Below are 26,478 nucleotides of genomic sequence, written 5' to 3'. Positions count from 1 at the left end.
TGTGCCCTGACCCGCCGCAACACACGCTCGGTTACGAAAGCGTTGATGGAGAACAGGCATGGCCCTCAAGGTTGAGCTCAGACCGCACGAACGCATCATCGTCGGCAACTGCGTGATAACTAACACCGACCAGCGCGCCCGCCTTCTGATCGACGGCGACAACGTGCCGATCCTGCGCGAGCGCGACATCCTCACGCCGGAGACCGCCGACTCGCCCGCCAAGCTCGTCTATCTGGCAGTCCAGCTCATGTACATCTCGCCGGATCCGCAGACCCAGCACGGCACCTATTTCAACCTGGTGCGAGACATCGTCACCGCGGTGCCGAGCTCCTGGCCGATCATCGAAGGCATCAACAACAACATCCTCAACGGCGACCTCTATCGCGCCCTGAAAGACGCCCGCAAGTTGATCGCCTATGAAGAGAAGTTGCGGGGCCAATTCGAGGCCACCCATCCCAAGGCCGAAGCGAGCCAGGACCACGTCAGCACCGCCGCCTGATCCCACGCGTTCGCGCGACCAGCCAACACGACCGACAACGGCCCCGGATCGTCTCCGGGGCCGTTGTCGTTTCAGACCCGCATCGAGCTAGTGTGCCGCGAGCGGCGGCGCATCGACCTCGATCACAGCGTCTCGGCTGCGACGCCCGCCGAATTCCAGCACGGCCGCGACCAGCGCGTCGATGTCGCTCTCGTCGGTACGGTGATTGACGATAGCGGCGCGGATCGCAAACCTGCCGTCGAGCGTCGTGCTTGAGGGCGCCGCGATACCGGACTCCTGGATGTCGGCAACGATCTCGCGGTTGACCTCGTCGGCAGCGCGGTAACGAAAGCAGACGATGTTGAGATTGACCGGCGCCAGCAATTCCAGCCGCGGCTCGGCGAGAACGCGCGTCTCCAGATATTTCGCCAGCGCACAGCTTCGCGCGATCATCGCACCGAGCCGATTTGTGCCGAACGTCTTCAACGTGAACCACGTCTTCAACGCACGGAAGCCGCGCGACAGATCGGGGCCGAGATCGCAGGGCCAGATTGCGCCGGCCGCAAGCCCCCTCGCCTCGCGACGCAGATAGGCCGCGGGCTGCGCAAAGGCTTGCCGATGTTGCTCGCCGTCGCGCACCAGCAGGAAGCCGGCGTCATAAGGCACCTGTCCCCATTTGTGAAAGTCGAGCGCAATGGAATCCGCAAGCTCGATGCCGCCGAGCAGCGGCGCAAGCTCGGGCGACAGGATCGCGAGCGCACCGAAAGCGCCGTCGATGTGAAACCAGATCCCCTCCTCACGACACAGCTGCGCGATCGCCTTGAGATCGTCGACCGCGCCGATATCGACTGTACCGGCGGATGCGACGACCAGGAACGGTTTGCAGCCGACCTCGCGATCGATCGCGATCTGCGCACGTAGCGCTGCAACGTCCATGCGATGATCGGCATCGACGCCGATCTTGCGAAGCGCATCGGTGCCGAGCCCGGCGATGTCCATCGCCCTCGAGACGCAGCCATGCGCGGCCTGCGATGTATAGGCGGCGAGAAGCGCACCGTCATTGCCGATGCCGTACTGCCGCGCCAGCGTGCCGAGCGCGCTCGTACGTGCCACCAGCACCGCCATCAGATTCGCCATCGACGTGCCCGTGACGAAGATGCCGCTCGCGCTTTCCGGGAAGGCGAACAGGCTGCGCATCCAGTCGACGATCTGGCGCTCGACCTCGATCGGCATATGGTCGCGGCCGCCGAGATTGGCGTTAAGGCCTGCCGCGAGCATTTCCGCGACCATGCCGACCGCGGTCCCGCCGCCATGCACCCAGCCCATGAAACTGGGATGGACGTTCCCGGTCGCATAGGGCGCGACGTGTTCGGAGAAGTCGCGATAGACGTCGGCGAGATCGTTCGCCTCGCGCGGCACATCGGCCTTGAACGCCGCACGAACGCCGTCGGGGATCGGCTGCCACACCGGACGCGCGCGAACGTTGGCGATGCCGTCGATCGTCTCGTCAAGCATGCGATGAGCGAGCGCGCGAAACTCGCTCCAGTCCTGCGGATCGAGCGAAGTGTGCGTGACGGAGCTTTGCGTGTTGCGGATGATCTCGTTCATGCTGCACTCTCCTCACCCGCTCTTGCATGCCGCGACAGCATCGCCGTGAATGCCGCAAAGATCTTGCGCATCTGCGGCGGCTTGTACGGAAATACGGCCGGCGGATCCATGTTGTGCACAACGGCGGTATTGTCGGCTTCGAAGACCAGCAGTTCGCGGTTCTGGTTCTCGGCGCAATCGACGATGAAGTAATCGAGGCCGACGCGCCTGCTCATCTCGTCGAGCGCGATTTTGTGGCGCGCGGCGAAAGCATGGTCGAAGTCGAGCATGAAGACGGCTTCCTCGGCCCGCTTCTCCTCGCTGAACGCCATGAAGGCGTTGAGATACCAGATGTCCCAGCGATCGGCGATTGCCATGTGGCACGCATAGGCTTTGCCGTCGACCATCGCGAGACGATATTTGCGGTAGAGCCCGTCCGGACTCGCATAGTCGACGAAACGTGCGACGAAGAAGTCCTGCTCTTGTCGCTCGGAGAGATAGGCCGCGAGCGCTCCAGCATCGTCGAGTTTCGCGAGACCGACGCCGGCATGCGTACCGCGCGGCCGCACGATCATTGGAAAGCGCAGTTCGCCCGTGATCTCCTCGCAAACGATCCTGCCTCGCGAAAGCTCCGACAATTGCGCACGCGTCGTGGGGGCGGTCACGGGAATGTCGAGGCCGGGCACGCCCGTCAGCAGACGATACAGCTTGTCGCGATCGAGATTGCCAACGAGATCGGGACGATTGAGCAGCGGCTTCGGCCAGTGCGGCGCGGCCTTCTCGATCAGCGCGAGCGCCTCCCGGCACTCCTCGGAATCGGATGCGATCACGATGGCGACGTCGTGCTCGGGCAGAGTCTCCGGCAGGCCGACGCCCTTGACAACGTAGAGCGTCAACAGCTCGATGTCGGAATCTTCAAGCAGGAAGTCGATCGGCGTGTTGCCGCCCATGTCGATATCGGCGGCGAGCGCGAGCACGCGCAGGCGGGGTTTTGGAGCCGCGCAAGGCGTACGAAACAATTGGTGGAAGGAGAGCACCTCGGTCTGGATCACCAGCCCAGCCTCCTTCTCGCCGAGAAGCTGGGCAATCAGCGAGAGATCGAGGCCTTCGCCGGCCTCCGCCGTTCCCTCCTCGATCCGCGCCAGCAGCCGCTCGCGCAACGGATGCAGGTCACCGCCCTCGAAGGCGCGGCGCGTCAACTGCGCAAAGCCGATGCGGTCGGCATAGGTCGGCGCGGTCACGCCGCTCGGCGCGGAAACTGGATGTTGCATCTCACACCTCGAACGCGGACTTTGCCGGCACGGCCGCAACCGCGCCACGGTCAAGCAGCAGCTCGATCTTCACCAGCACATGGGCGATGCGATCAAGAACGTGCTGCACATTGCGTTGCGCCTGCATTGTATCCGGCGACCATGCCTCGGTCACCAATCGTGCGCCGACGCAGAGGCGCAACACGGCCTGCGGCGCACCGTCCTGCCGCTCCAGTCGGACCGGCTGGCCGATGAGACAGCGCTGGGCGGCCACTTGCCGGTCTGCCACGCTGCCGCTGATCTCCTCGGCCATGTCGCACGCCAGCGCCCGATGCACGGCGCTGGTCTCGGCGAGCGAGACCGGCTTGCCGCCGCGCAGCAGCGTGAACGGAAAGATCGTGGTTTGCGCGAACTCCTCGTCGTCCGCGCCGGACTTCTCGATCGCGGTGGGAACGGCACGAAGCGACGGCGACAACGCGATCATGCTGTCGATGCCGGCTGCAAGCTCGGCCAGCATCCTGGCGCGGAAAGCCCCGGGCACGGCGTAGTAGCTGCCGATCTCGGCCAGCGCGGCCTCCCAGCGCAGCCATTGACCGAAATTCGGCCGGCGCTCGAACCGCGAGCGCAGCATCGTCCACGCCACCGGCCAGTCGCAGCGGCCGGCATAATCGAAGATGCCAGGCGCGATCCCGCCCATCCGGTCGATCGACCGCGACAGGCCTTTCGGCAGCAGCAGCGCACCGCTGAAGGCCGGTCCGCCGAAAAATTTCGAGCCGGTGATCAGCACCATGTAACCACGGTCGAGATAGGCGCGCAGCCGCCGGCGACCGAGCCGCGCCTGACAGGCATCGACGACAATTTGAACCTTGCGCGGCCAGCGCCGCGCGATCTCGTCGAGACACGCCTCGCTTGGGGCACGCCAACCGAGTTTTGACGAATCCATGATCTGCAACAAAACGCGCCGGCCTTGCGCGAGGCTGGTCTCGACCGCATGCAGCACCGCGGCATCGGCATCGGTGCGCATCGCAATGCCGGCCGTCATGTCGATCAGCGGCACCGCGATGCTGTCGCCGGCCAGCCCCGTCACCGCGCCGTCCTTGCGCACGGCCATGCCGCCTGCCGTCATCGTGCTGAAATGGTGGCCGCGTGCAGTATGCGGCGTCCCGCTTCCGGTCTGGTCGGCGCCGACCACGATCGTCACCGGCGCCGCGCCGAGCACCGCGCGCGCTACGAACAGGGCGTGAAGCTGGGAGTCCGTGCCGGACGGCGAGAACACGACGTCGATCCGCGACGAGAGCGCAAGGTGGCCGCGCAGCTCCTCGCGCATGTCCTCGCAGCGGGCGTCGAAGGCGATTTCGACCTCGTCCAACAGGCACTTGTGCATCAGCTCTTCGCGCGCCAGCGCGGCGCGGTCGTAGGCCATCTGCGAGATCGTCGATGCGGTCGCGGAGGCGAAATTCCAGAGCTCCGGCTCCGGCGAAGCCGCGCAGCCGTAGGCGTTGACACGGTCGTTCGGATCGAGCGCCAGCCGCGGATCTCCGCCGGAGGCAAGCAGCGTATCCAATGGTGTGAACAGATCGCGCAGGCGATAGCGCGAGCCGCCGTCGGACGAGCGCTCGCTGGCTGACAGACGGGATGCGCCGGCGCTCATCCCGAAAGGCTCACGCCGCATCGGCCGCCGCCGCGGGCGCCGGTGCGAATTGCGAGGTGATGTCGCCGTGGAAAACCGACGGCCCGACGTGATCGAGCGAGCTCTCGATGTCGGCCCATATCTCGCCGCCGATGTCAGTCCAGCGCTTGCAGAAGGCGAAGTCCTCGGACAGATAGGTGCCGGTCGCCGCATCGATCATGCATTCGAACAAGGCAAACCGGTTGTGGCTCGCCGCCAGCGTATCGTGCGAATGCTCGTGGAAGAATTGCAGGGCCGCGTAGTCCGGATGGCGGCACATCGCCTCCAGCACGGAGCGCCGGATCATCAGGAAGCCGGTGCCGGCGTAGCGCACGCGGGTGAAGCCGTTCACTACCACGATGCGGTCGGGGTCCTCGATCTCGAGCACGTAGTCGAGCGATGCGGCCGGCACGTCGGCGCGGCCGGACTGGATCGCCCGCGCGGCCTTGTCCCAGTTGATCCGCTTGATTGGATAACAGCCGGCGACGACGTCCGCGCCGCACTCGATCAGCCGGAACACCTGCTCCGGCTTGAATCCGATGTCGGCATCGATGAAGAGGAAGTGCGTCGCTTCGGGATCGTCCAGGAACATCGCGGCCAGATTGGCCCGCGCGCGGGTGATCAGCGCATCGCCGTCGCGCAGCAGCACCTTGAGCTCGAGATTGGCCATGCCGTGCACGGCGCGCTGGAGCGCGAAGATCGAGCTCGCATAGATGCTCGTCACCTGCCCGCCGAAACATGGCGTGGCCACCACCAGTTTCATCTTCTCCGACATCGTCAGCTCCGCCCCGCTGCAATCCTCACCAAGAGGTAAAGAGGCATGGTTAACGGCGCCTTAACGCCCGCTTACAGGAACTTGACGAGCGAGAGCTGCGCGAGGTTCGAGGTCACCTGGTAGGACGCCTGGAGCGCATTCTGGAGCGACAGGATCTCGCTCGCGACCTGGTCCGGCGAGGCTGATTCCGCCTGGTCGATGATGGTCTGGAGCTGCGCCTTGGCCTGGGTCTGGCGCGTGCCTGCGTCCTTCATGGTGTTCTGGGCCATCGCGATGTCGGTCTGGATGTCCTCGATGCGCTGCTCGCCTGGCTGCTTCGTCAGGGCCTGTGTCACCCGCAGACTCAGCGCGGCGACCTGCCCGCCCGAATACTGCCCGGTCGGTGAGGTCGAGAACGTCCCGAACACGGCGACCGCCTGCAGCTCCTTGCGGATCGCGTCCTCGTTCGCCTGCGCGCCATACTGCACCGTGACGGAATCGTCGACCCGGGCCATCGCGGTGGAGCGCGGCGAGCCGGGGCCGTCATTGCCCAGGTACCATTGCACGGTGGTGGCCGAGCCGTTCACCAGCGTCGTCGCCGAGCCGAGGGGCGACGAGCCGACGCGCAGCGGAGCCTTTGCCGCCGTGACCGGGGAGGTCGTGAAGCCGAGCGCCGCGAACGCCGTGCTGTTCGAGCTCGTGATATTGAGGCTCCCGGGATCGTCCGTGTTGATCGTGATCACGCCGCCATGGATCGTCGACGGCTTCGTGGTGCCGGTGATCTGATCGATTTTGCCAAGCAGAGTTGTGATGTTGTCGGTGATGTTGATCTGGTTTGGGCCGCTGGCGCCCGACGCGACAAAAGTCAGCGTCTGACCGTTCACCGTGATCGTATCGGGATTAACGGCAGGCGGACCCGCCGACCCCGCCTGGAACGCCGCTGAGAGGACTTCCGGGCCGCCCGTAGTCGCAATGCCGCTCAGCACAGTTGAACCGGTGATCTGAGGCGTCGACGCCACGCTGCCGCGCGTCACGCTGCTGAGACCGAGCGCCGTGGCCGCCGCGCCGCCGGTGACCGCCACGTCCGTGCCGGTGCCGGTCGCGATCTGGATATTGCCGCCGGCGCTCAGAGTTACGTTGGCGGCGGGGATGCCGGCCGCCGTCGCGATCGCATTCAAGATATCAGACACCTTCGCGGCGCTGCCCGAAGCCAATCCGATAGTGGTATTGCCGCTGGCCGTCGTGGTGACGGTAGTGACGGTAGGGTCGAAGGTGATCGTGTGGGCGCCGCTCGCGCCGGTGATGGTCAGGGTGGTACCGGTCGGAGCGTTGGCGAGCGCGTTGAGAATGGTCCCGTTGAGATGGGGTGTCGCCGACGAATCGAGCGACGTGGTCGTAGACGCAATCGCCAATGCGCTGTCCTGCAACGCGACCGAGCCCGTCCCGGTCGTGGAGGTAAAGGAGCGCAGATTGCCGGTGGCCGCCACATTCGCGGTGGCGGATCCCGCCGTATTGAAGAAATTGTCACCGGCCGTGATAGCGGACGCCGCCACCAGCGAGGTGCCGGCGAGCTTCTTGATCGCGGTATTCAGCGCAGTGTTGAGGTTCGTCGCCGTGATGTTCGGGTCCGGAGGAACGACCGGAACGACATTGGGATTACCGGGGTCGATCGCAAAGCTGCCGACAGGTGTCGGCGTCGCGGTGGACGCCGTCAGGTCGATCTGCTCGGTCGAGCCATCGGGCAGCGTGAACTGCACGCTGAGCTTGTCGCCATTTTTCGGATTGACGCCGTTGAGGTCGACCGAGAACGACACCGGCGAGCCGCTCGGGCCGGTGACCGTCGCGCCGGTCAGCGTCGAGGAGACCGCGGCGATCTTCAGGCCGAATGGCGATGCCGCGAAGTCCTCGGACACCTTCACCGAGCTCGGCGTCGGCTGTGGCGTCGTCAGCACCAGCCGGCCCATGCCGTTGGCGCCGAGGTCGGCGGCCTGACGCTCCGCCATGACGGTCTTGAAGCCCGCCTGCGTCGTGGTGCCGTTGATGATGTCGCCGGCATTCGCGACCGACGGCGTGTTGAAGGCGGTTCCAGAGAACAGATAGCGGTTGCCAGACTGCGTGTTGAGAACGCCGACCATCGAGCCGAATTGCGCAGCCGCAGTGTTCTGCGCAACCGTCTGGCCGTTGACGTTGAGATCCTGCGCGGTGTTGGCCGAGCCCGTCTGCACCGTGTTGCGGATCGTGGTCAGCGACTGCAACGCGGTATTGGCGAGGTTGATGCTGACGTTGACGTTGGTCATCGTGTCGGTATAGGCGGCAATGTTGGAGAGCTGCGCGCGCCCGGCGATCGCAAAGCCCTCGTTGGTGCCCATCCCGGAATAGTTCTGCGACAGCTTGCCGGTCGAGAGCTGCGTCGACAGGTCGGTGAGCTGCTGGTTGATGTTGCGGATCTGGGAGCCGAGAACCGACGAGGAGTAGTTGATGCTGCTGATCGACATGTTTCAGAGCCCTGTTACTTGTTACACTTGAGCCTGGAGCAACGTATTCATCATGCTCTGCACCACCGACATGACATGGGCGTTGGCGGCATAGGCATTCTGGAGCTGGATCAGGTTCGACATCTCCGAGTCCAGGTTGACGCTGGCGGTCGAGTTGAACTTGGCCTGCAGAGTCGAGACCACGACGCTCTGGCCCTGCTGGAGCTGGGTCGCCTGGGTCGCGGCATTGCCCTGAACGCTCAGGAACTGCTGGAGGTAGTTCGAGACGCTGCCGGTGAAGGGCTGGCTCGCCGAGCCCAGACCGGATTGCGGCGAATAGGAGAACACCGCCGAGGTGAGCTGCGAATAGAGATAGTCCGAGCGCGTGGTGTCGCCGGTGGGCGTCACCGGCGAGGTGTTGTAGACCGACAGCCTGGTCGGGTCGGTGGTGAGCTGCGTGTTCACGGCGATGCGTCCGGCAAGGCCGGTCATCTGCGAGCCCGATGCCGTGATCGCACCGGTGTAGAGCGCCTGCCCGCCATCGGTGAACAGCGGCAGTTGCGGATTGCCCGAGGTCAGCGACGAGATCGTCTTGGTGATCGAGGCCGAATTGACCTTGGCGAGGCCGCTGTTGTCGTCGGTAACCCGCAATGTGGTCGCCGTTGCCGGCGACGGGGCGGCGGCGAACGACAGATGCGAGCCGTTAAGCGCGGTGTTGAGCGCCGAGGCGATCGCGCCCATGCCGCCGGAGAAGTTCACCCCGATCTGCATCGGATTGGCGTTGGTGGGGTTCTGGAGCGGCAGCGCCGCCGGATCGGTCACGTTGACCAGCGTGACCTGCCGCTTGGTATTGGTGGTCGTGTCGGTGTAGGTGAAGTTGACGCTGTTGCCCGGCGCCGCCCCGGCAAGGTCGAGATCGAAGCCGGCCGGCGGGCCGGTGACCGTGCTGCCGGCCGTGGTCTTGTCCGACAACGCGCTCGACATCGTCGCGGCGAACTGGTCGATCTGGTTCTGCGCCTGCACCAGCGTCTGGTCGCGCAGCTTCAGATCGGCCGCGATCTGGCCCGAAGACACCACGTTGTTGGCGATGACGTCGACCGAGGATCCGTTCGGGAGCTTGATGTTGAACGCGCCGACGCCGGATTTGGCCGGATCGATGTTGTAGAGCGAAGTCGCCGACAGCGCGCCGGCGGACGCAAAGGTGAATTGCGACGCCAGCCCGGCGCCGACCAGCTGGATGCCGGTGGTCGTGTAGATGTTGGCCTGATTGGACCCGTCGGTGGTGACGTGGACGTCGACATATTTCGACAGCGTGTTGATGGCCTGGTCGCGCTGGTCCATCAGTGTCGCAGCAGAGGGGTCGTGTTCCGACAGGCCCTGGAGCCGGGAGTTGATGTCGGCGACCTGCTGCATCGCCGCGTTGGCAGCTAGCGCCGAGGTGCTGAGATCCTGCTCGACGTTGGAGCGCAGCGACTGGATGCCCTTGGTGGTGAGGTTGAGCTGCTGCGCCAGCGTCTGCGCGGCGCCGAGCGCAACCGTTTGCGCCGACGACGAGCCCGCGTTGGTCGACAGCGCCTGCAGCGCCGTGGTGAAACTGTTCAGCGCGGTTTCGAGCGTACCGCTGTTGCCGGGCGTGCCATAGACATTCTGAAGCTGCTTCAGGATGTTGGCCATCTGGTCGGCGTAGCCGCTGCCGCCGGTCTCGGTGCGCAGCTGTTTCTGCACATAGGTGTCGAGCTCGCGGCTGACGCCGGTCGTCGTCACCGTCGAGCCGAAGTCGCCGGTGGTGACCTCGATCTGGTTCGGCGTCTGGACGACGTAACCCGGCGTCTGCGAGTTGGCGACGTTCGACGAAACGATCGAGAGCGCAGCCTGATTGGCACGCAGACCGCTCATCGCACTGGCCAGGGCTGAACTCAAACCCATGTTGACTTGCCGCCTTTGGTTACGTCACGCCCCAATCAGCGCAACACGTTCAAAAGATCCTGAACCATCGTATTCGCCGTCGTGATCACCTTGGTGTTGGCCGAATAGGCCTGTTGGGTCACGATCAGTTTGGTGAATTCGTCGGCGATGTCGGTGTTCGAGCCTTCCAGCGACGAGCCGCTGATCGAACCGGAAGCACCGTCGATGGCAGGGCCCGACTGTTCAGTCGCGGCGTAGGCGCCGCCGTCCTGCGCCTTCAGGTAGTTGGTGCCGTTGAAGTGCGACAACGAGACCTGTGCGAGGTCGAGGTTCTGACCGTTGGAGAAGGTTCCGACCACGAGGCCGTTGTTGTTGACGGCGACCGATCGAAGCTGACCGGCGGCGTAGCCGTTCTGGGTGATGGTGTTGATGGTGACCGCGCCGCTGGTGCTGGCATATTGGGTCAGTCCGCCCGAGGAGATGTTGAAGGAGACCGAGCCCAGCGACTGGCCGCTGACGCTGACATTGTTGATGGTGATACCCGAACCGCTCGGCGAGGTCAGCGAGCCGTCGGCGGCAAAGGTGAATGCCTGGCCGGTATTGACCCAGCCCACCGTCGTGCCGGTCGCATTCGGATCGGTCTGGTAGAACATGTTCCAGGTATCGGCATGGCCGGCGCCGAGCGAGGCACTGTCGGTCTTGGCCCAGCGCAATTGCAGGTTCACCGGCGTGCCGGCCGCGTTGTAGGCGGTCACCGCGCCACCGCTGATCGATTCCTTGGTGAAGGTCGCGATGTCATTGCCGATCACGCCGCCGGTGCCGGCAACGCCACCGCCGTCACGATTCTTGGTGATGGTCGAGGTGAACCCAAGCGCGGCGAAGGCGGCGCTGTTGGAGCTCGCCACCGAAAGGTTGGAAGCTGTGCCGGTGTTCAGCGTGATCACGCCGCCACTGCTGACCGACGACCCCGTTGCACCGGAGAGAGCGTCGATCTTGCCGAGCAGCATCGTGATGTTGTCGGTGACGTTGATTTGGTTCGGGCCTGACGCGCCGGCGGCCACGAAGGTCAGCGGCTGACCATTGACCGTGATGACGTCGCCGGCGGAGAAGCCCGATGTGATCACCTCGGCCCCGCCGGCCGCTGCTGCGCCGCTCAGCACCGTGGCGCCCGAGATCGCGGGCGAGGACAGCACGTTGCCGCCGCGCGTCACGCTGCTGATGCCGAGCGCCGTGGCCGCCTGGCCGCTACCAACCGGTACGTCGGTGCTCGTGCCGCTGGAGATCACGATGTTGCCGCTGGCGCTGAGCGATGCGGTAACGCCGGCGCCGCCGGCGGTCTGGATCGCGCTCAGGATGCTGGCCACGGTGGCCGTCGTGCCCGCGCCGAGACCGATCGTGGTGTTGCTGCCGACCGTCGTGACGGTGGTGCCGCCGTTGAACGTGACCGTGTTGCCGTTGATGTTGAGCACCTGGCCGCTCAGCGCGGTGAGGGTGGTGGAGGCGAGATGCGTACCCAGGGCGTTGTCGAGCGAAGTGGTGGTCGATGCGACCGCCGCAGAGTTGTTCTGGAGCGCCGTTGTGCCGGTCGCCGTGGTCGACGAGTACGGCGAGCGGACATTGCCGGTCGCGGCAGCGCCGGACGTCGTGGCGTTTGCATAGGGCGGAGGCGGCGTGCCGACCGGCAGCGGGTTGGCGGCGAAGTCCGACGGGTTCAGTCCGCCGGCGGCCAGCAGCGTCTTGGTTGCCGCGGTCGTGCTCGCCACGGTGTTCGGCTGGGTCGGCAAGTTCGCCGCGTATTGGATCGAGGTCGTCGCCTGCGCCGGGATAAAGTTGTTTTGGAATTTCAGGACCGTCGCAACGTTGCCTTGCGGGTTGCCGGTCTTCGGGTCGACTGTGACACCCATCAAATAGTAGCCGGCGCCGTTGACCAGATTGCCGTTGGCATTGAGCTGGAAGTCGCCGCGCCGCGTGTAATAGGTGACGCCGCTGAACACCGGCGCATTGTCGACGACGCCCGTCGCCTTCTGGATCGAGAAGAAGCCGTCACCGGTGATCGCCATGTTGGTGGCGACGCTGGAGCCCGAGATTGTGCCCTGCGTGGTGATGGTGGCCTTGGCGTTGGCGGTCACGCCGCCCGCGACCTGCTTGCTCGGGACCGAGGAGTCGGGAATGAGATCGACGAAGCTGGTGCCGATGCCCTTGTAAGCGGTGGTGGATGAGTTCGCGATGTTGCCGGAAATGTTCTGCAGCGCGTAGGACTGCGCCTGCAGGCCACCCACCGAGGTGTTCATTGCATCGAAGATACCCATAACTTTGTCTCCAGATCCGATCTCGGCGGCCGGTCGACCATGGCCGCAGTCGGAGGAGACTGTCGCAAGGGCTATGCCAATGCGGGTTTTATCATAAAATCAATGACTTAACGAAAAAGCCCCGGCCTGATGACCGGGGCACAATTGCCGGGACCGGCAACAATTGCCGGGACGAAAGCTAGGTTGCGGACGCCGCCGCGGGATGGAAGACCAGCCCGAAACCGTCGATGCAGTAGCGCAATCCGGTCGGCTTCGGACCGTCGTCGAAGACGTGGCCGAGATGGCCGCCGCAGCGCCGGCAATGCACCTCGGTGCGGAGCATGCCGTAGGTGCGGTCCTCGGTCTTGCCGACATTGCCCTCGATCGGCTGGTAGAAGCTCGGCCAGCCCGTGCCGCTCTCGAATTTGGTGTCGGAGGCGAACAGCGGCAGGTCGCAGCCGGCGCAGGCGAAGACGCCCTTGCGGTGCTCCTTGAGCAGCGGGCTGGAGCCCGGCCGCTCGGTACCCTCCTTGCGAAGGATCTCATATTGCTGCGGCGTGAGCTGGGCACGCCATTCGGCGTCGGTCTTCTCGATCTCGAATTTTTGCGCGGCTTTCTCTCCAGCCTCAGCCGGCGATGCTCTGAGCCAGCGAAAGGCCGCAAGGCCGAACAGGCCGGCGACGGTCGTCAACAGGATGCGGCGGTCAAACATCTCATTCTCCATGCGGGAGCGTCTACGCCCTGAGATACGGGCTCTAACCGTCGACGTTACACTTCCGGGCGGAGTTTTTCTCACCTTATCGCGAGGCGCTGTCGTCCTGCGGGACTGGTTCCACGGCCTCCGCCACAGGCTTCGGCGGCCGAACCCCGGGCGGCGGACGGCGCGGACCGGTCCCGGCGGCCCGGTTGGCTTCGGCCAGCCGCGCCTCGCGTTCCCGGTCCTTGACCCTGGCACGCTCGCGATAGCGGGCAAGCGAGCCTGCGGCGGCGGAACTCGCCCTGCCCCAGATTCCGACCAGTTGCCCGGCAACCCGCCCGGTCGTTCCCCCCGCCCAGACCAGCTCGAACGGCGAGAACAGCTTCCAGCGCTCGTCGCCCCACAGGATGCTGCGGGCGATCATCTGCCCGGCCATGGCCGAGGTGTTCATGCCTTGGCGGCCGAAGCCGCTTGCGACCCAGAGGCCTTTGCGCAACTGGCCGATCTGCGGCATGCCATGCACGGTCTGGCCGGTGGCGCCGCCGAACATGTCGGTGATCTCGACATTGCCGAGCTGGGGAAAGATCGACCGGATCCGCCGCCTGACGCTGCCTGCAAAGCGCTGCGGCCGTGCGGCCCAGGTGGTCTCCGGACTTTCCCACATCAGCCGGTCGCCATCGACGATCCGGAAATGATCGACGCCGTCGGAATCCATCACCGATCCCTTGAAGGCGATGATCTCGTGCACGCGCTCGCCGAGCGGCGCGGTGATGCCGGCATAGCGCCAGACCGGCAGCAGCGTCTCCGACAGGCGCCGCAACGGCGCGCCGAGATGGATGTTGCCGGCGAGCACGATATGGGTGGCGCGCAGCCGCGCCGAGGGCGTGACGATGCGCTTGCGGATGCCGGAATGATCGATGCTGACGACCGGCGTGTCCTCGAAGATGCGGGCGCCTGCGCGCCGCGCCAGCGCCGCGAGGCCGTGCACATATTTGCGCCCGTCGACCTGGAACGCCTTCGGATAATGCACGCCGTGGAAGTAGCGATCGGTCTTGAGTGCGGCGCGGACGCGATCGACCTGCCAGCCCTCGGCCTCGGTGTCGAAATCCTCGTTCAGCATCTGCAACCGGCTGATCAGCCGGTCGCCGGCATCGACGTTGGAGACCTCGAGCACGCCGTCGGTCGGGCCGATCCCGGGCATGTTCTCTTCGGTGGCGTTGGCCCGGACGAACTCGGCGCCCTCTTTCGACAGTGTCCACAATTCCCGCGCATCCTCGAAGCCGATGCGCTCGATCAGCTCGGCGAGCGGCAGCGCGAAGCCCGGCATCACGGTGCCGAGTTGATTGCCGGAAGCGTTCCAGCCGATGTGGCGGCCCTCGAGCACCGCGACGCTGGCCCCCAGCCGGGCCGCCTCGAGCGCAATGGAGAGCCCTGCAAGCCCCGCCCCGATCACGCAGATGTCGGCGTCGAGATCAAACGACAGTCGCGCGCGTTCACGAAAGCCGGCTTCTTCCTGGGACACGCTTGTGAAAGTCTCGCTCATGCCGTTTCTTAGAGCATGATCCGGAAAAGTGTGCAGCGGTTTTCGGAAAAGATCATGCTCAAAACAAAAATTTAAAGCGCGATGGGGATTGTCCTAATCTCATCGCGCTTTAGAGGACTGTGCAGGCCCTTGTCACCTTGCCCTCAACCGGCACCTGTAGATTATTCTGGAACGCGTAACGATTCGAGAGTGCCATGCGCCGTTTGATGCTGCTGCGTCACGCCAAGACCGAGACTGACGCGCCGAGCGGCCGTGACCAGGACCGCCGGCTCGACGACCGCGGCCACAGGGATGCCGCCGAGATCGGCGACTGGATGGCCGCCCATCCCCCCTTTCCCGAGGCCGTACTGGTATCGCATGCCGTCCGGGCGCGGCAGACCTGGGACATTGCCTGGGAGACCATGAAGGACCGCGTCGCCGCGCCGCAGGTCGAGGTCCTGCCGGAACTCTACGCCGCCGATCCCGCCCAGATCCTGGAATCCATTCGCACTGCAACCATTCCGGCTGATCCGAGGCAATTGCTGCTGGTCGGCCACAATCCCGGCATGCACGAGATCGCCCTGATGCTGACGGGCGGCGGTGATCCGGCCGCCGCCAAGGAGCTCGCTGACAACCTGCCCACGTCGGGGCTTGCGATCTTCGATTTTGACGTCAAGGATTGGGGTGACGTGGCTTACCGCCGCGGCAGGCTGGTGCTGTTCGTCAGTCCAAGGCTGCTTCGAAGCTAAGGCTGCTTCGATCGGGTTGATCGCGCGACGTGCCGGCAAAACGTCCTGACTGGAAGATTCGGAGGCGCAGATGTTCAAGTCCATCCTCGTGCCCATCGACCTCGCCGACACAGACCTCGCCAAGCCGGCGATCGCGACCGCGGCAACGCTGTCGCAGACCTGGAGCGGCGTGGTGCGCTTGCTCAACGTGCTGCCGATGACGCCGGTGATGCTGGCCGAATACGTGCCGGCCGATTTCGACGAGCAGCAGCGCCAGACCTCGGAAGAAGCCCTCGCCATCGTCGCACGCGAGTCCGGCATCGAGCCTTCCCGCATCTCCAGCGTGGTGCGCCAGGGCGGCATCTATCACGAGATCCTGGAGGAAGCCGTTCACATGAAGGCCGAGCTGATCGTGATGACCTCGCACCGGCCGGCGATGCGCACCTATTTCCTGGGCTCCAATGCCGGGCATGTCGTGCGCTACGCAAAGTGCTCGGTGCTGGTGGTGAGGCACTGAGCGTTGCGGCGAAACTCGCAATTGCGAGCTGCCAGCTCGTAGCCCGGGTGAGCGAAGCGATACCCGGGGCAGCTCGTGGTGGGAATCCCGGATGTCGCTTCGCTCATCCGGGCTACAAGCCCTTGCGTTGAGCGACGGGCAAAACACCTAAACGACAGGTCAATCCGCTCGCGCAAAAATATTCTACTTTGCCGAAATTCGGAAATCACGTATGTGTCGCCGCAACCCGGCCCAAGAAAGAGGGGCGTATCGCGATCGTCACGAACGCGGGCCGGACAGCGGCGGACGCTGGGCCACACCGGCGCGAATGGTTTCGCAGGGCGGGCAACCGTGAGCGAAGGCGTCGCGCACACGACCGGTGCTGACAGCGTACGGCAAAACCGTGTCGTCCTGACGCCCGGGGTCTGTGCGTCAAGTCTTGTGGTGATGTGGCGGCCCGACCGGGTTCGCGCATCAGCCATCCATGAGGCGACGGGGGCAATAGTGCATCGCTCCCCGGGGAGAGCACGGCATAAGCCGTAAAACCGCTGCGCAGGGAAGGCCGGACGTTTTGGCTTCACCTGTATGCCGCTGTGCAGATTTTTTACTGCAACTTCGCACAGTGGACCGCGGGTGCCAGCCGGCGCCCGGTCTTCCCTGCGCCCTCTTTCATTCGAGGGTGAGGCGATCAAGCAAAGCTCGGGCGAACAAGCCGCGAGAGGGCGAAGGTGTGTCTGCAATGAAAGCGCGAGCTAAAGGAGCGACAGTGCTATCCACAAACGCCGTCATTGCGAGCGCAGCGAAGCAATCCAGGGTCTTTCCGCGGAGGGATTTCTGGATTGCTTCGCTGCGCTCGCAATGACGATGTTGAAGCAGGCGTGCCCGAAACGCCAGTCTCGTGCCCCGGACGCAGCGCAGCAGCCTCAGAACGCTGCTGCGCGTCCGGGACAAGGGCGAAAGCGTCCTACAGATACCGCGTTAGCTCTGCTTTCGCCTGACCGTAGACCGCGTCCTCGATCTGGCTGCGCGTGATGCCGATGTCGCGCAAGGCGCGGTCATCGAGGTCGTTCAGCGTCTTGACGGCGGAGCGGCGCTCCAGACTGTCGAACAGCGCATAGGCGCCGTTGGCCAGCTTGCGGAAAAATCCGTTTGACGAGGATGAGCGTAAACTCCGCCCGGCGGTCTGCGAGATCGTGGTCATTGTCCTTCTCCGGCCTGTTGTCCACGCGGCGAAGCGGATGCCGTTGGCGCAAGCGCCTGAACGCATGCACCTCATTTGCCGTCGGATTGCTCTCGCTCTCCTCGGCTCAATCGTGAAGCTTGATGGAACTTAAATGCTCCAGTACACTACTCGGAGCAAGTGAAACATTGCTCTCGGTGCAATAATGTCCAAGTTCGAGTACGTGAAGCTTGCCGATGCCATTGCCTCGGATATCTCTAACGGCACGTTAAGGCCCGGCGACCGGCTGCCGCCGCAGCGCAATTTTGCCTATGACCGCGGCATCGCGGTCTCGACCGCGAGCCGGGTTTATACGGAGTTGCTCCGCCGCGGCCTCGTCGTCGGCGAAGTCGGCCGTGGCACCTTCATCTCCGGCGACATCAGGCGCGAGGTCGAGGCGCTGAGCGAGCCGCGCGACGCGCGGATCGATTTCGAGGTCAATTACCCGCTGCTGCCGCAGCAATGGGCAATGATCGCCAAAAGCCTTGCGGGCCTCGAGCGTGTCGACGCGCTCGAATCCGCATTGCGCGTCTCCACCAGCACCGGGACCAAGAGCGCGCGCAATGCGGCCGCCGCCTATCTCGCGCGCAAGGATTTTGCGCCGCAGGCCGAACAGATCGTCTTCACCGCGAACGGCAAGCAGTCGCTCGCGGCCGCCCTCGCAGCCCTCGTTCCCACCGGCGGTCGCTGCGGCGTCGAGGCGCTGACCTATCCTTACGTCAAGAGCATCGCCGCGCGGCTCGGCGTGACGCTGGTCCCGATACCGATCGACGAATTTGGCGCGCGCCCCGACGCGATCCAGAAGGCGCATCGCGAGGCGCATCTGTCGGCATTGTATCTTCAGCCCATCATCCAGAACCCGCTCGGCGTCACCATGAACGCGACGCGGCGCGCCGACATCATGCGCGTCGCCGAGAAGCTCGATCTCACCATCATCGAGGACGCCGTCTACGGCTTCCTGGCCGATGACACGCCGCTGGCCGCGCTCGGCCCCGACCGCTGCATCGTGATCGACAGCCTGTCCAAGAAGGTCGCCCCTGGCCTCGCGCTCGGCATCCTGGTCGCGCCGCCGCGATTGCGCGAGAACGTGATGAGCGCGGTCCGCACCGGCGGCTGGATCGCGTCCGGTCATGCGCTGGCATCCGGACAGCGACTGATGGCAGACGGCACCGTCGCCGAGCTGACGCGGTTGAAACGCATCGACGCCGCGCGCCGCCAGCAGACCGCGGCAAGGCTGCTCGCCGGCTACCAGCTCGCCGCGGATCCGCGCTCCTATCATCTCTGGCTCACGCTGCCGGCGCACTGGCGCTCGCAGACCTTCGTCGCCGCGGCAGCCCGGCGCGGCATCGCGCTGACACCGTCCTCGACCTTCGCGATCGCCCATGGCCACGCACCGAACGCAGTGCGGCTCGCCCTCGCTCCGCCTTCGTTCGAGCAGCTCGATTCCGGCCTGCGCACGCTCGTGTCGTTGCTCGGCACCAAGGAAGAGGATTTCGACTCGACGGAGTAGCGCGCGCTTGCCCCAAGCTCAGGCCGCCGGCCATTCCGCGATGAAGCCCCTCGCCTTGTAAGGCTCGATCTTGTCCCATTCATGCAGCATGCGGCGGCAAAATTCGGGATCGGTGTGCCAGAGCGCGCGTGACGTCGCAAAGCTGTCGACCGTGAGCAGCATTTTCTCGACCTCCGGCCAGTGCCGGTGCAGCGTCATCGGATAACGCCGCGCGGTCCAGGTGTTGCCGAGGCAGATCACGCGGCGGACATTGTGCAGCCCGAGCGCCGCGTCGATGATCGGCAGCGAGAGGATCACGTTCTCGCCGGTGTTTAGGGCACGATGCTCCTCGAGGATTCGGTCGGCCGGAATGCCCGCCGCGACCATCGCCGCCTTGATGATCGTGCACTCGGATTGCTCCGAGCCCGCCGTCACGCCGCCGCTGACAATCGACCAGCGAAAATAGCCGTGGCGCCACAGTCGCCCCGCCGTATCGGCCCGCAGCGCCACGTCCTCTCGGGTGCCGAACATGAACAGGAGGTCCGCCGGCTGCAGCGGCGTCTCGATGAGATGGGCGCGGTTGATCTCGGAGATCTCATCCGCCGAAGGCCTCCGCGTGCTGCGATCCAGGGTTGACATGGCAGCACGATGCGACACCGCCGCAACGGCGCGAAGTCACGTTTGATTGCGGCCCATTGCACCAAAGGCAAGGCATTTAGGGCAGCAACGCTCTCGGCAGGCGATCGAAGCTGTAGCTCCGCGGCTGGTTACGCCGGACGAAACCGCCGATCTGCCAGGCGAACAGCGCGGCAAAACCGATGATGAACAGCGCGCCGGCGAATTCGCCGATCGCGAGCGCGCGGACCAGGAGCCCCGTCATCGCCACCGCAAGCACCGCAAGAAAAGCCAGTATTGTCGCGTAGGTCCTGCGGCCAAGGCCCGCGGTCAATTCGGCGCGGCTGCCGGCCTGCGCCATGCGCGCGTGCAGCGCGACGATGAAGTTGCGAAAGCCATTGTCCTGCGGCGCCATCAGGGCCGCGGTCTGCCAGCTCGTCGACAGGATCGCGATGCGGCTGCCACTGGCATGGCTGACATCGGCGCGAAAGCGGTGCTGCTGCATCGACACCGGGCGGAACGACAGCCGGATTGCACTGATCTCGCCATAACGCCACAGGCCCGAACGGCTGCCGATGTGCCAGGACAGCCCCTCCTCCGTCAGCTCGAAGCGATGCGCCGAGCCGATCAGCGACGCCTTGTAGGCATAGCTCGCACCCGCAGCCATCTCAGCTCCCGAATCCCGCATCTTCACAATCGATCCTATCCGGGCGATCCACTCTGCGATCCGCTTGCGTGAGCGCCCTGCCCCATCCTACAAGCGAGCCATGGCTGAGACGATTTTTTTTCCGCGCCGCCTGATTCTCGGCGCCGCCGTGATCTCCGGCGTGCTGCTCGCGCTCGCCGTGCACATGCTGGGCGCGCGCTACGGGCTCGACCTCGGCGGCCTCTGGCACTCGGACACGCACGAGTTCATACCGGCGGGCGCGGCGATCGCCTGGTGGCTGATCGCCTCCGTCGGCTTCTCCGGCGGCTATTTCACGGCGACATTGATGCAGAGCGCCGTCTCGGGCCAGATCCCGCAACGGATGCGACAATTCCTGATCGCGGTCGGCGTGCTGCTGCTTGCGGGTGCTGGCCAGGTGGCCTCGGCGCCGAGCCCGGTGCCGACGGTCTCGGGCGTGCTGGCCGGAATTGCCGCGCTGGGCCTCGGTGCTGTGATGGCGTTCTGCGGCGCGCATTTCGCACTGCGCCGCGGCTAACCTCAGGCGGTTGCGCGCAACGGCGGTCGGTCCAGCATGATCGCGACATCGGAAGCCGGCCGCGGCTTGCTGAACAAATAGCCCTGCGCCTGGGTGCAGCCTTCGCGCCGGAGCAGCTCGAGTTGCCCGTCGTTCTCGACCCCCTCTGCCGTGGTGACAATGCCGAGGCTGCGGCCGAGGCCAGTCACGGCACGGATGATCGCCATGGAATCCTCGCGCGTCGCGAGTTCCGACACGAAGGAGCGGTCGATCTTGATCTTGTCGAACGGGAAGCTGCGCAGATAACTCAGGGACGAATAGCCGGTGCCGAAATCGTCGAGCGAGATGCGCACGCCCATTGCGCGCAGCTCGTGCAGGGTGGTCAGCGTCGCCTCACTGTTCTGCAGCAGCACGGATTCGGTGATCTCGAGTTCGAGACGGCGCGCGTCGAGGCCCGACAACGCCAACGCCTCGGTCACGGATGCGATCAGATTTGGGTTCCTGAACTGCACGGGCGACAGGTTGACCGCGACGTCGACATCGTCAGGCCAGGTCGCGGCGTCGGTGCAGGCGGAGCGTAGCACGAAATCGCCGAGCTGGATGATGAGGCCGGTCTCCTCGGCCAATGGAATGAAGCTGAGGGGCGCGATCAGGCCGCGCTGCGGATGATTCCAGCGCAGCAGCGCCTCGAACGCGACGACGCGACCGCTGGCGACGTCGCGGATCGGCTGGTAGTACGGCTGGAACTCGTCACGTTGCAGCGCCGCGCGCATATCCATCTCTAGCAGACGCCGTGCTTGTGCGCGCGCATCCATGCCGGTCTCGAAGAAGCGATAGGTGCCGCGACCATCCGCCTTGGCGCGGTACAGCGCGAGGTCGGCGTTCTTCAGCAGTTCATCGGGATTGTCGCCGTCCTGCGGGGACAGCGAGATGCCGATGGAGACACCGATGATGATCTGATGGTCGTCGATCTCGTAAGGCGCCGAGATCACCTCGACCAGGCGGCCGGCAAGGGACCTTGCCGCGGCTTCCTCGGAACGTCCGATCTGGACCACGGCGAATTCGTCGCCACCGAGCCGCGCCACGGTGTCGCTCTCGCCGACGGTGACCTTCAGCCTGCGCCCGACCTCCTTGAGCAGCGCATCGCCGATGGGGTGGCCGAGCGAGTCGTTGATGTCCTTGAAGTGATCGAGATCGAGACAAAGCACGGCGAGCTGGTCGCCCGATCCGGTCCGGCGCAGTCCCTGCACGAGCTGCTCGTGGAACAGCACGCGGTTCGGCAAACTGGTCAGCGCGTCATGGCGGGCCATGTGCGAGATCTTGGCCTGGGCCTCCAGCCATTCGGTGATATCCTCGAAGGTCGCGACCCAGCCGCCACCCTGCATCGGCTGGTTGACGACCCGGATGGAGCGGCCGAACCTGGTCACGATGTCGGTCGTGGTGCGGCTCTCGCGCGCGTCGGCGACGAGGCGCGCGAAGAATTCGCCGGCATCGCCCTGCCACTGACCCTTCGCCTGCTCCTCCCGCAGCACGTCGACCAGCAGTCGGCCGGTGAGCAGGATGTCGGTGCGGCCAAGCATCGCAGCATAACGCTCGTTGAACAGGATGATCTTGCCGTCCGCATCGAACATGCACAGTCCCTGCGACATGTTCTCGAGCGCGGTATCCAGCACGACCTGCTGGCGGCCCAGTTCGCCCTTGGCGCGGCGATCGAGCAGCGCGGCCACCAGCGCAATCGCGATGATCGCAACTGCGGCACCCGCGGTAAGAAAGGACAACGAGGCCGGCGGGATCGATAACCCGCTGATCGCGAGCGTCGGATCCGGCGTCAGAACGACAGCGCCCATTGCGGTGAAATGATGTGCGACGATGGCGACCGTCAGCAGTGTGCTTGCGGTCAGCGCGTGGAAGAGGTCGTCGCGCCGCGCAGCGACGAACAGCGCGAGCGCCGCGAAAACAATTCCGAACAGTACCGAGGCGGCAACCGTGCTCCCGATCCAGTCGACCCGTGCCGGCATCTCCAGCGCCGCCATTCCGGTATAATGCATCGTCGCGACCGCGGCGCCGACGATGGCGCCGCCGAGCACGATCCACGGCGCGCGCACGGAAGATGCCGCAAGACTCAACCCCACGAAGGTTAAGGAGATCGCGAAGATCAGGGAAAGGATCGTCACCGGGATGTTGTAGGCGCCGGCACCGCCCGGCCCGTAGGCGAGCATCGCAATGAAATGCGTCGCCCAGATGCCGCATCCGCTGACGGCGGCATCCAGGGCGATCCAGACCAGACGCCCGGAGCCGTGCGTCGCGCGCGCCCGGTGAAACAGGCTGATCGCCGCCGCGCTTGCGAGCAGGCACACCGCGCCGCCAAGCGCGACGAGCCGCCAGTCGTGCTCCTCGGTGAGACAGTAGAGAACTTGATGCATTGCGGGCCCCTATCGACCCACACTTGAACCGACAGAGATGGACAGTCGGTAACCGGCTACGTGCCTGTTTCGGGGATGGTGAACGGAAGCTGTGTTCAATCGCTCGGATTGTTCATCCGCGCGAAGGCGCGCCGAGGCCGATCACGGCGGCGGCGAGCAGCAGCACGGCCGCCGACACGACCAGCGACAGGTGCAGGCCGGTCACAAACGCGCCTTCCGAGGCCACCAGCGAACCGAACAGCGCAACGCCGAGCACGCTGCCTGTCTGCCGCGTCGCGTTCAGGACGCCCGCCGCGATGCCGGAGCGTGCCTTCTCGACGCTGCCCAGCAAGGTCGAGGTCAGCGGCGGCACCAGCAGCCCAAGTCCGCTGCTGATCGCGATCATCTGCGCAAAGATCGCCCAATAGCTTGTGCCGGCCTCGATCCACAGCAGGCCGAGACAGCCGAGCGCCGAGACGCAGGCTCCGACGACGATGGTCGGGCACGGGCCGATACGCTCGGCGAGGCGCGGGGCCAGCAGATTGACCGGCAGCACCACCGCCATCATCGGCACGAAGGCGAGACCGGTCCACCACGCCGACAGGCCGTTGATCCTCTGGAAGTAAAGGCTGAGCACGAAGATCAACCCGTAAATCGCGACGTTCACGAGCAGGCCGACGAGCGCGGTCAGGCTGAACAGCCGGTGATCGAACAGGGACAGGGGCAGCATCGGCTGCGTCGCGCGGCTCTCGCGCCAGACGAACAGCACCGCCAGGAGAGCGGCTGAAGCGAACGCCGCGAGCACAGCCGGATGCTGCCAGCCAAGCGCGCCCCCCTCGATGATCGCGCCGGCGAGCGCCCCCAGCGCACCAATTGCCGCGAGCTGGCCGGGCAGATCGATCTCGCGTGAGGGCGCGCGCGTGGTCTCGGTCGCATAGCGCCAACTCAGCCAAAGGCCGATGAGGCCGATCGGAAGGTTGACGAGAAAGATCGCGCGCCAGCCGACCAGCGTGATCAGCGCGCCGCCGACGAAGGGGCCCGCGGTGAGCGCGAGGCTCGCACCGGCCGCCCAGATCGCGACGGCGCGGCCGCGCTCGCGGTCGTCCGGATAGGCATGATTGAGCAGGGCAAGAGAATTCGGCACCAGGATCGCCGCCGCCAGGCCCTGGACCAGCCGCGCCCCAATCAGCACGGTCGCATTGGGCGACAGCGCACAGGCGAGCGAGGCCGCGGTGAAGATTGCGAAGCCCGCCATGAAGACGCGCTTGGCGCCGATGCGGTCGCCGAGCGCGCCGGCCGTCAGGATGAAGGCGGCAAACGCAATGGTGTAGGCGCTGACAACCCATTGCAGCTCAGCGACGCCGCCGCCGAGCGTCCTGCCCATCGCGTCGAGCGCGGTGTTGACAATGGTGACGTCAAGTTGCACCACGCCATAACCAAGGCTCATCGCGGCAAGGGTGAGGGACGTTGCAAGCCGGGAGCCGGAATGCGGCACGCCGGCTTCGAAGGCTTCGTATCTTGCGGTGCTTACTCGCATGCTGCCATCTCGGTTGCAGCCCCATGCGAACGATACGCTTCCAGCCCCTCGTCATGTTACGACAAGGATCGAATGATGGATGCGTGACGGATGCGTCATGTTCGAGCGTCGCGCGGATGGCCGCGCGACGCTCTGTTCTGGCTACGCCTGGCCTCAGCTCGCAGCGCGCAGATTCACCTTGCTCTCGGCGATCGTGGTCAGCTTCTTGTCGGTGGCCTTCTCCTCCTCGAGCGTCTTGGCGAGCACGCTGGCGCAGTCGTTGCGGCCGAGTTGCTTGGCCCAGGCGATCAGGCTGCCGTAGCGGACGATCTCGTAATGCTCCGCCGCCTGTGCCGCGTTGATCAGCGCGGCGTCGAGCACCGCCTTGTCGGCGACTTCGCCGGCGGTCTCGTCGGCTTCCTCGATGATGCCGTCGATCGCAGGGCAATCAACCGCCTTCACCTGCGCACCGTGCATCTTGAACACTTCCTCGAGGCGCTTGACGTGCTCCCTGGTTTCTTCGAGGTGCGTCAAAAAGCCCTGCTTCAGCTGCGGATCGGTCGCCTTATCCGCCATTTTCGGCAGAGCCTTGGTGAGCTGCTGCTCGGCGTAATAGATGTCCTGGAGCTGATGCACGAACAGGTCGTTCATGGTTTTGATGTCTTTTGTGAACAATCCCATCGGTCCGATCCTCTCGGGTTGTGGGAACACGGAGGCACCGGCTTGCAGGAGAAGCCGGTTATTCCGCCATGTTCGATTGCTGATGCGGCACTAACCAGCGCACGGCATCGTCGTTCCAAAAAAGCCCTCATCTCTTGCGCTGGAACAATACCGGCCATGCAGGATCTGAGACTATGTCACGGACGGACGCGACCGATCCCCCGACTCATATGCTTAACGCGCGTCCGATGTGAACCGCGTATGACAAAGTGGCTGGTCCAAGGCAGAACCTATCCTTGTCAAGGGCTGCACAAGTCACTGTTTTTGCCTTAAATGAGCTACATCATGCCTAGCGATCCAAGCCCACATCGGGCACTGATCGCATCCGACCGGCCAATGTCTGGCCTGGTCGGTCTTGCCCCCCGCCGGGAGGATGAATGCACGGACTGCTGACCGCGCTGAAGCGCGGCTTCAAGAGATGGATCGGCTGGCGGCGACTCGGCGTTGCGGCGAGCGTCTTCATCATCGCGTTCGCGATCACCACGCTGGTGCGGACGCTCAAGGGCATCGACACCGGGGTCATCCTGACCGCGTTGACCGAGATCCCCCGCGGCAATATCGGGCTGGCGGCGATCTGCGTATGCTTCGCGTTCTGTACGCTGACCTTCTACGACTTTTTTGCACTGCGAACGATCGGCAAGAAGCACGTGCCCTATCGCATTGCAGCGCTCTCCAGCTTCACGTCCTATTCGATCGGCCACAACATCGGCGCCACCGTCTTCACCGGCGGCGCGATCCGCTTCCGTATCTATTCGGATTACGGGCTGAATGCGATCGACGTCGCAAAAATCTGCTTCCTGTCGGGCCTGACCTTTTGGCTCGGTAACATCTTCGTGCTCTCGATCGGCATGGCCATCCATCCGGATGCCGCCTCCTACATGGATCAGCTGCCGTCGTCGATCAACCGGCTGATTGCGATCGGCGGCCTCGCCTCGATCGGCGCCTATCTGGTCTGGCTGTGCATGGGCGAGAAGCGCCGCGAGCTTGGCCAGAAAGGCTGGAAGGTGGTGCTGCCCTCAGCGCCGCTGACGCTGGTGCAGATCCTGATCGGTGTCGTCGATCTCGGATTCTGCGCGCTGGCGATGTACCTTCTGGTGCCGGCCACTCCGCAGATCGACTTCCTGTCGCTCTCCGTGGTGTTCATTTTGGCGACTTTGCTCGGCTTCGCCAGCCACGCCCCCGGCTCGCTCGGCGTGTTCGACGCCGCCATGCTGGTGGCGCTGCCCGAATTCGGCCGCGAGCAGCTTCTGGCCACGCTCCTCGTCTTCCGCATCCTCTATTTCGTGATCCCGTTCGGTCTTGCCATCTCCATCATGGGCGCACGCGAGCTCTGGATGAATGTGGTGGAGCCCTGGCAGGAGCGCCGCCGGCTGGCGGAGGCCTGCGCGCAGGCCAACCTGCCCAAGCAGGTGGCAGCGATGGAGCGCGAGCGGTCGCTGCGGCAGGCCAGCAAACGCTGAGCGTGATCCGGAGAAGTGCGAAGCGGTT

21 protein-coding genes are annotated in these 26,478 nt (G+C 65.1%); 6 read left to right on the top strand and 15 right to left on the bottom strand.

What is annotated here, in order from left to right; all coding sequences use genetic code 11:
- The first annotated feature begins 58 nt into the window (after positions 1 to 58).
- A complete protein-coding gene (gene flbT / locus BcanWU425_RS14195; RefSeq protein WP_204511746.1) occupies positions 59 to 499 on the top strand; it encodes a flagellar biosynthesis repressor FlbT in 441 nt (146 codons plus the stop codon).
- An 87-nt stretch (positions 500 to 586) separates the two neighbouring features.
- Here flbT and BcanWU425_RS14190 read toward each other — a convergent pair whose 3' ends face one another.
- The 9 genes from BcanWU425_RS14190 to BcanWU425_RS14150 all read right to left on the bottom strand — a co-directional run bounded on the left by BcanWU425_RS14190 (position 587) and on the right by BcanWU425_RS14150 (position 14,645).
- Entirely contained in the window at positions 587 to 2,086 is a 1,500-nt protein-coding gene (locus BcanWU425_RS14190) for a pyridoxal phosphate-dependent decarboxylase family protein (RefSeq protein ID WP_204511747.1), read from the bottom strand.
- Positions 2,083 to 3,336, bottom strand: coding sequence for an ATP-grasp domain-containing protein (locus BcanWU425_RS14185; protein WP_204511748.1), 1,254 nt, complete (start codon positions 3,334 to 3,336; stop codon positions 2,083 to 2,085). Before BcanWU425_RS14185 ends, BcanWU425_RS14190 begins: the two co-directional genes overlap by 4 nt.
- A 1-nt stretch (position 3,337) precedes the next feature.
- The gene (locus BcanWU425_RS14180; protein WP_204511749.1) at positions 3,338 to 4,987 is read right to left on the bottom strand and encodes a hypothetical protein; all 1,650 of its coding nucleotides are present in this window, start codon (positions 4,985 to 4,987) and stop codon (positions 3,338 to 3,340) included.
- On the bottom strand, positions 4,977 to 5,759 hold the full coding sequence (locus BcanWU425_RS14175) for a hypothetical protein (RefSeq protein ID WP_085348252.1): 783 nt from the start codon (positions 5,757 to 5,759) through the stop codon (positions 4,977 to 4,979). Before BcanWU425_RS14175 ends, BcanWU425_RS14180 begins: the two co-directional genes overlap by 11 nt.
- 71 nt (positions 5,760 to 5,830) lie before the next feature.
- Positions 5,831 to 8,233 carry a flagellar hook associated protein gene (locus BcanWU425_RS14170; RefSeq protein ID WP_085383938.1) on the bottom strand — a complete coding sequence of 801 codons (2,403 nt, stop codon included), beginning with the start codon at positions 8,231 to 8,233 and terminating at the stop codon, positions 5,831 to 5,833.
- A gap of 21 nt (positions 8,234 to 8,254) precedes the next feature.
- A complete protein-coding gene (gene flgK / locus BcanWU425_RS14165) occupies positions 8,255 to 10,138 on the bottom strand; it encodes a flagellar hook-associated protein FlgK (protein WP_085383939.1) in 1,884 nt (627 codons plus the stop codon).
- 35 nt (positions 10,139 to 10,173) lie between these two features.
- The gene (locus BcanWU425_RS14160) at positions 10,174 to 12,426 is read right to left on the bottom strand and encodes a flagellar hook-basal body complex protein (protein ID WP_204511751.1); all 2,253 of its coding nucleotides are present in this window, start codon (positions 12,424 to 12,426) and stop codon (positions 10,174 to 10,176) included.
- Positions 12,427 to 12,604: 178 nt separating this feature from the next.
- Positions 12,605 to 13,117 (bottom strand): peptide-methionine (R)-S-oxide reductase MsrB, encoded by a 513-nt coding sequence (gene msrB, locus BcanWU425_RS14155; RefSeq protein WP_026233843.1) that lies wholly within the window; start codon positions 13,115 to 13,117, stop codon positions 12,605 to 12,607.
- A gap of 85 nt (positions 13,118 to 13,202) precedes the next feature.
- Positions 13,203 to 14,645 carry an NAD(P)/FAD-dependent oxidoreductase gene (locus BcanWU425_RS14150; RefSeq protein ID WP_204511752.1) on the bottom strand — a complete coding sequence of 481 codons (1,443 nt, stop codon included), beginning with the start codon at positions 14,643 to 14,645 and terminating at the stop codon, positions 13,203 to 13,205.
- A 194-nt stretch (positions 14,646 to 14,839) separates the two neighbouring features.
- Between BcanWU425_RS14150 and BcanWU425_RS14145 the strand changes: the two genes are divergently transcribed.
- Together BcanWU425_RS14145 and BcanWU425_RS14140 are read left to right on the top strand one after the other, a co-directional pair.
- Positions 14,840 to 15,373 carry a SixA phosphatase family protein gene (locus tag BcanWU425_RS14145; protein ID WP_204511753.1) on the top strand — a complete coding sequence of 178 codons (534 nt, stop codon included), beginning with the start codon at positions 14,840 to 14,842 and terminating at the stop codon, positions 15,371 to 15,373.
- A gap of 70 nt (positions 15,374 to 15,443) precedes the next feature.
- The gene (locus BcanWU425_RS14140; RefSeq protein ID WP_007602088.1) at positions 15,444 to 15,869 is read left to right on the top strand and encodes a universal stress protein; all 426 of its coding nucleotides are present in this window, start codon (positions 15,444 to 15,446) and stop codon (positions 15,867 to 15,869) included.
- Positions 15,870 to 16,812: 943 nt separating this feature from the next.
- On the opposite strand, the gene BcanWU425_RS14135 is transcribed toward BcanWU425_RS14140, so the two are convergent.
- Positions 16,813 to 17,049, bottom strand: coding sequence for a DUF1127 domain-containing protein (locus BcanWU425_RS14135; protein WP_162496269.1), 237 nt, complete (start codon positions 17,047 to 17,049; stop codon positions 16,813 to 16,815).
- A gap of 184 nt (positions 17,050 to 17,233) precedes the next feature.
- Here BcanWU425_RS14135 and BcanWU425_RS14130 point away from each other — a divergent pair, with 184 nt between their 5' ends.
- Positions 17,234 to 18,577, top strand: a complete 1,344-nt coding sequence (locus BcanWU425_RS14130; RefSeq protein ID WP_085348847.1) for an aminotransferase-like domain-containing protein — start codon at positions 17,234 to 17,236, stop codon at positions 18,575 to 18,577.
- Between the two features lie 18 nt (positions 18,578 to 18,595).
- Here BcanWU425_RS14130 and BcanWU425_RS14125 read toward each other — a convergent pair whose 3' ends face one another.
- Both BcanWU425_RS14125 and BcanWU425_RS14120 read right to left on the bottom strand, forming a co-directional pair.
- The gene (locus BcanWU425_RS14125) at positions 18,596 to 19,195 is read right to left on the bottom strand and encodes a YdcF family protein (RefSeq protein WP_204511754.1); all 600 of its coding nucleotides are present in this window, start codon (positions 19,193 to 19,195) and stop codon (positions 18,596 to 18,598) included.
- 76 nt (positions 19,196 to 19,271) lie between these two features.
- The gene (locus BcanWU425_RS14120) at positions 19,272 to 19,859 is read right to left on the bottom strand and encodes a hypothetical protein (protein ID WP_204511755.1); all 588 of its coding nucleotides are present in this window, start codon (positions 19,857 to 19,859) and stop codon (positions 19,272 to 19,274) included.
- 79 nt (positions 19,860 to 19,938) lie between these two features.
- On the opposite strand from BcanWU425_RS14120, the gene BcanWU425_RS14115 reads away from it, so the two are divergent.
- Entirely contained in the window at positions 19,939 to 20,373 is a 435-nt protein-coding gene (locus tag BcanWU425_RS14115; protein ID WP_027566871.1) for a hypothetical protein, read from the top strand.
- Between the two features lie 2 nt (positions 20,374 to 20,375).
- Here BcanWU425_RS14115 and BcanWU425_RS14110 read toward each other — a convergent pair whose 3' ends face one another.
- From BcanWU425_RS14110 to BcanWU425_RS14100, 3 genes are all read right to left on the bottom strand, one after another.
- A complete protein-coding gene (locus BcanWU425_RS14110; protein ID WP_085348845.1) occupies positions 20,376 to 22,775 on the bottom strand; it encodes a bifunctional diguanylate cyclase/phosphodiesterase in 2,400 nt (799 codons plus the stop codon).
- A gap of 112 nt (positions 22,776 to 22,887) precedes the next feature.
- Positions 22,888 to 24,291, bottom strand: coding sequence for an MFS transporter (locus BcanWU425_RS14105; protein ID WP_085348844.1), 1,404 nt, complete (start codon positions 24,289 to 24,291; stop codon positions 22,888 to 22,890).
- 153 nt (positions 24,292 to 24,444) lie between these two features.
- Positions 24,445 to 24,951 carry a YciE/YciF ferroxidase family protein gene (locus tag BcanWU425_RS14100; protein ID WP_007612365.1) on the bottom strand — a complete coding sequence of 169 codons (507 nt, stop codon included), beginning with the start codon at positions 24,949 to 24,951 and terminating at the stop codon, positions 24,445 to 24,447.
- A 416-nt stretch (positions 24,952 to 25,367) separates the two neighbouring features.
- On the opposite strand from BcanWU425_RS14100, the gene BcanWU425_RS14095 reads away from it, so the two are divergent.
- Positions 25,368 to 26,450, top strand: coding sequence for a lysylphosphatidylglycerol synthase transmembrane domain-containing protein (locus BcanWU425_RS14095; protein WP_018457547.1), 1,083 nt, complete (start codon positions 25,368 to 25,370; stop codon positions 26,448 to 26,450).
- Positions 26,451 to 26,478: the final 28 nt, after the last annotated feature.

The sequence above is a fragment of the Bradyrhizobium sp. WU425 genome (assembly GCF_021052305.1).
GTDB classification, from domain to species: Bacteria; Pseudomonadota; Alphaproteobacteria; order Rhizobiales; family Xanthobacteraceae; genus Bradyrhizobium; species Bradyrhizobium canariense_D.
Note: the sequence above shows the minus strand (reverse complement) of the source record. Positions and strands in the feature narration are given on the sequence as shown.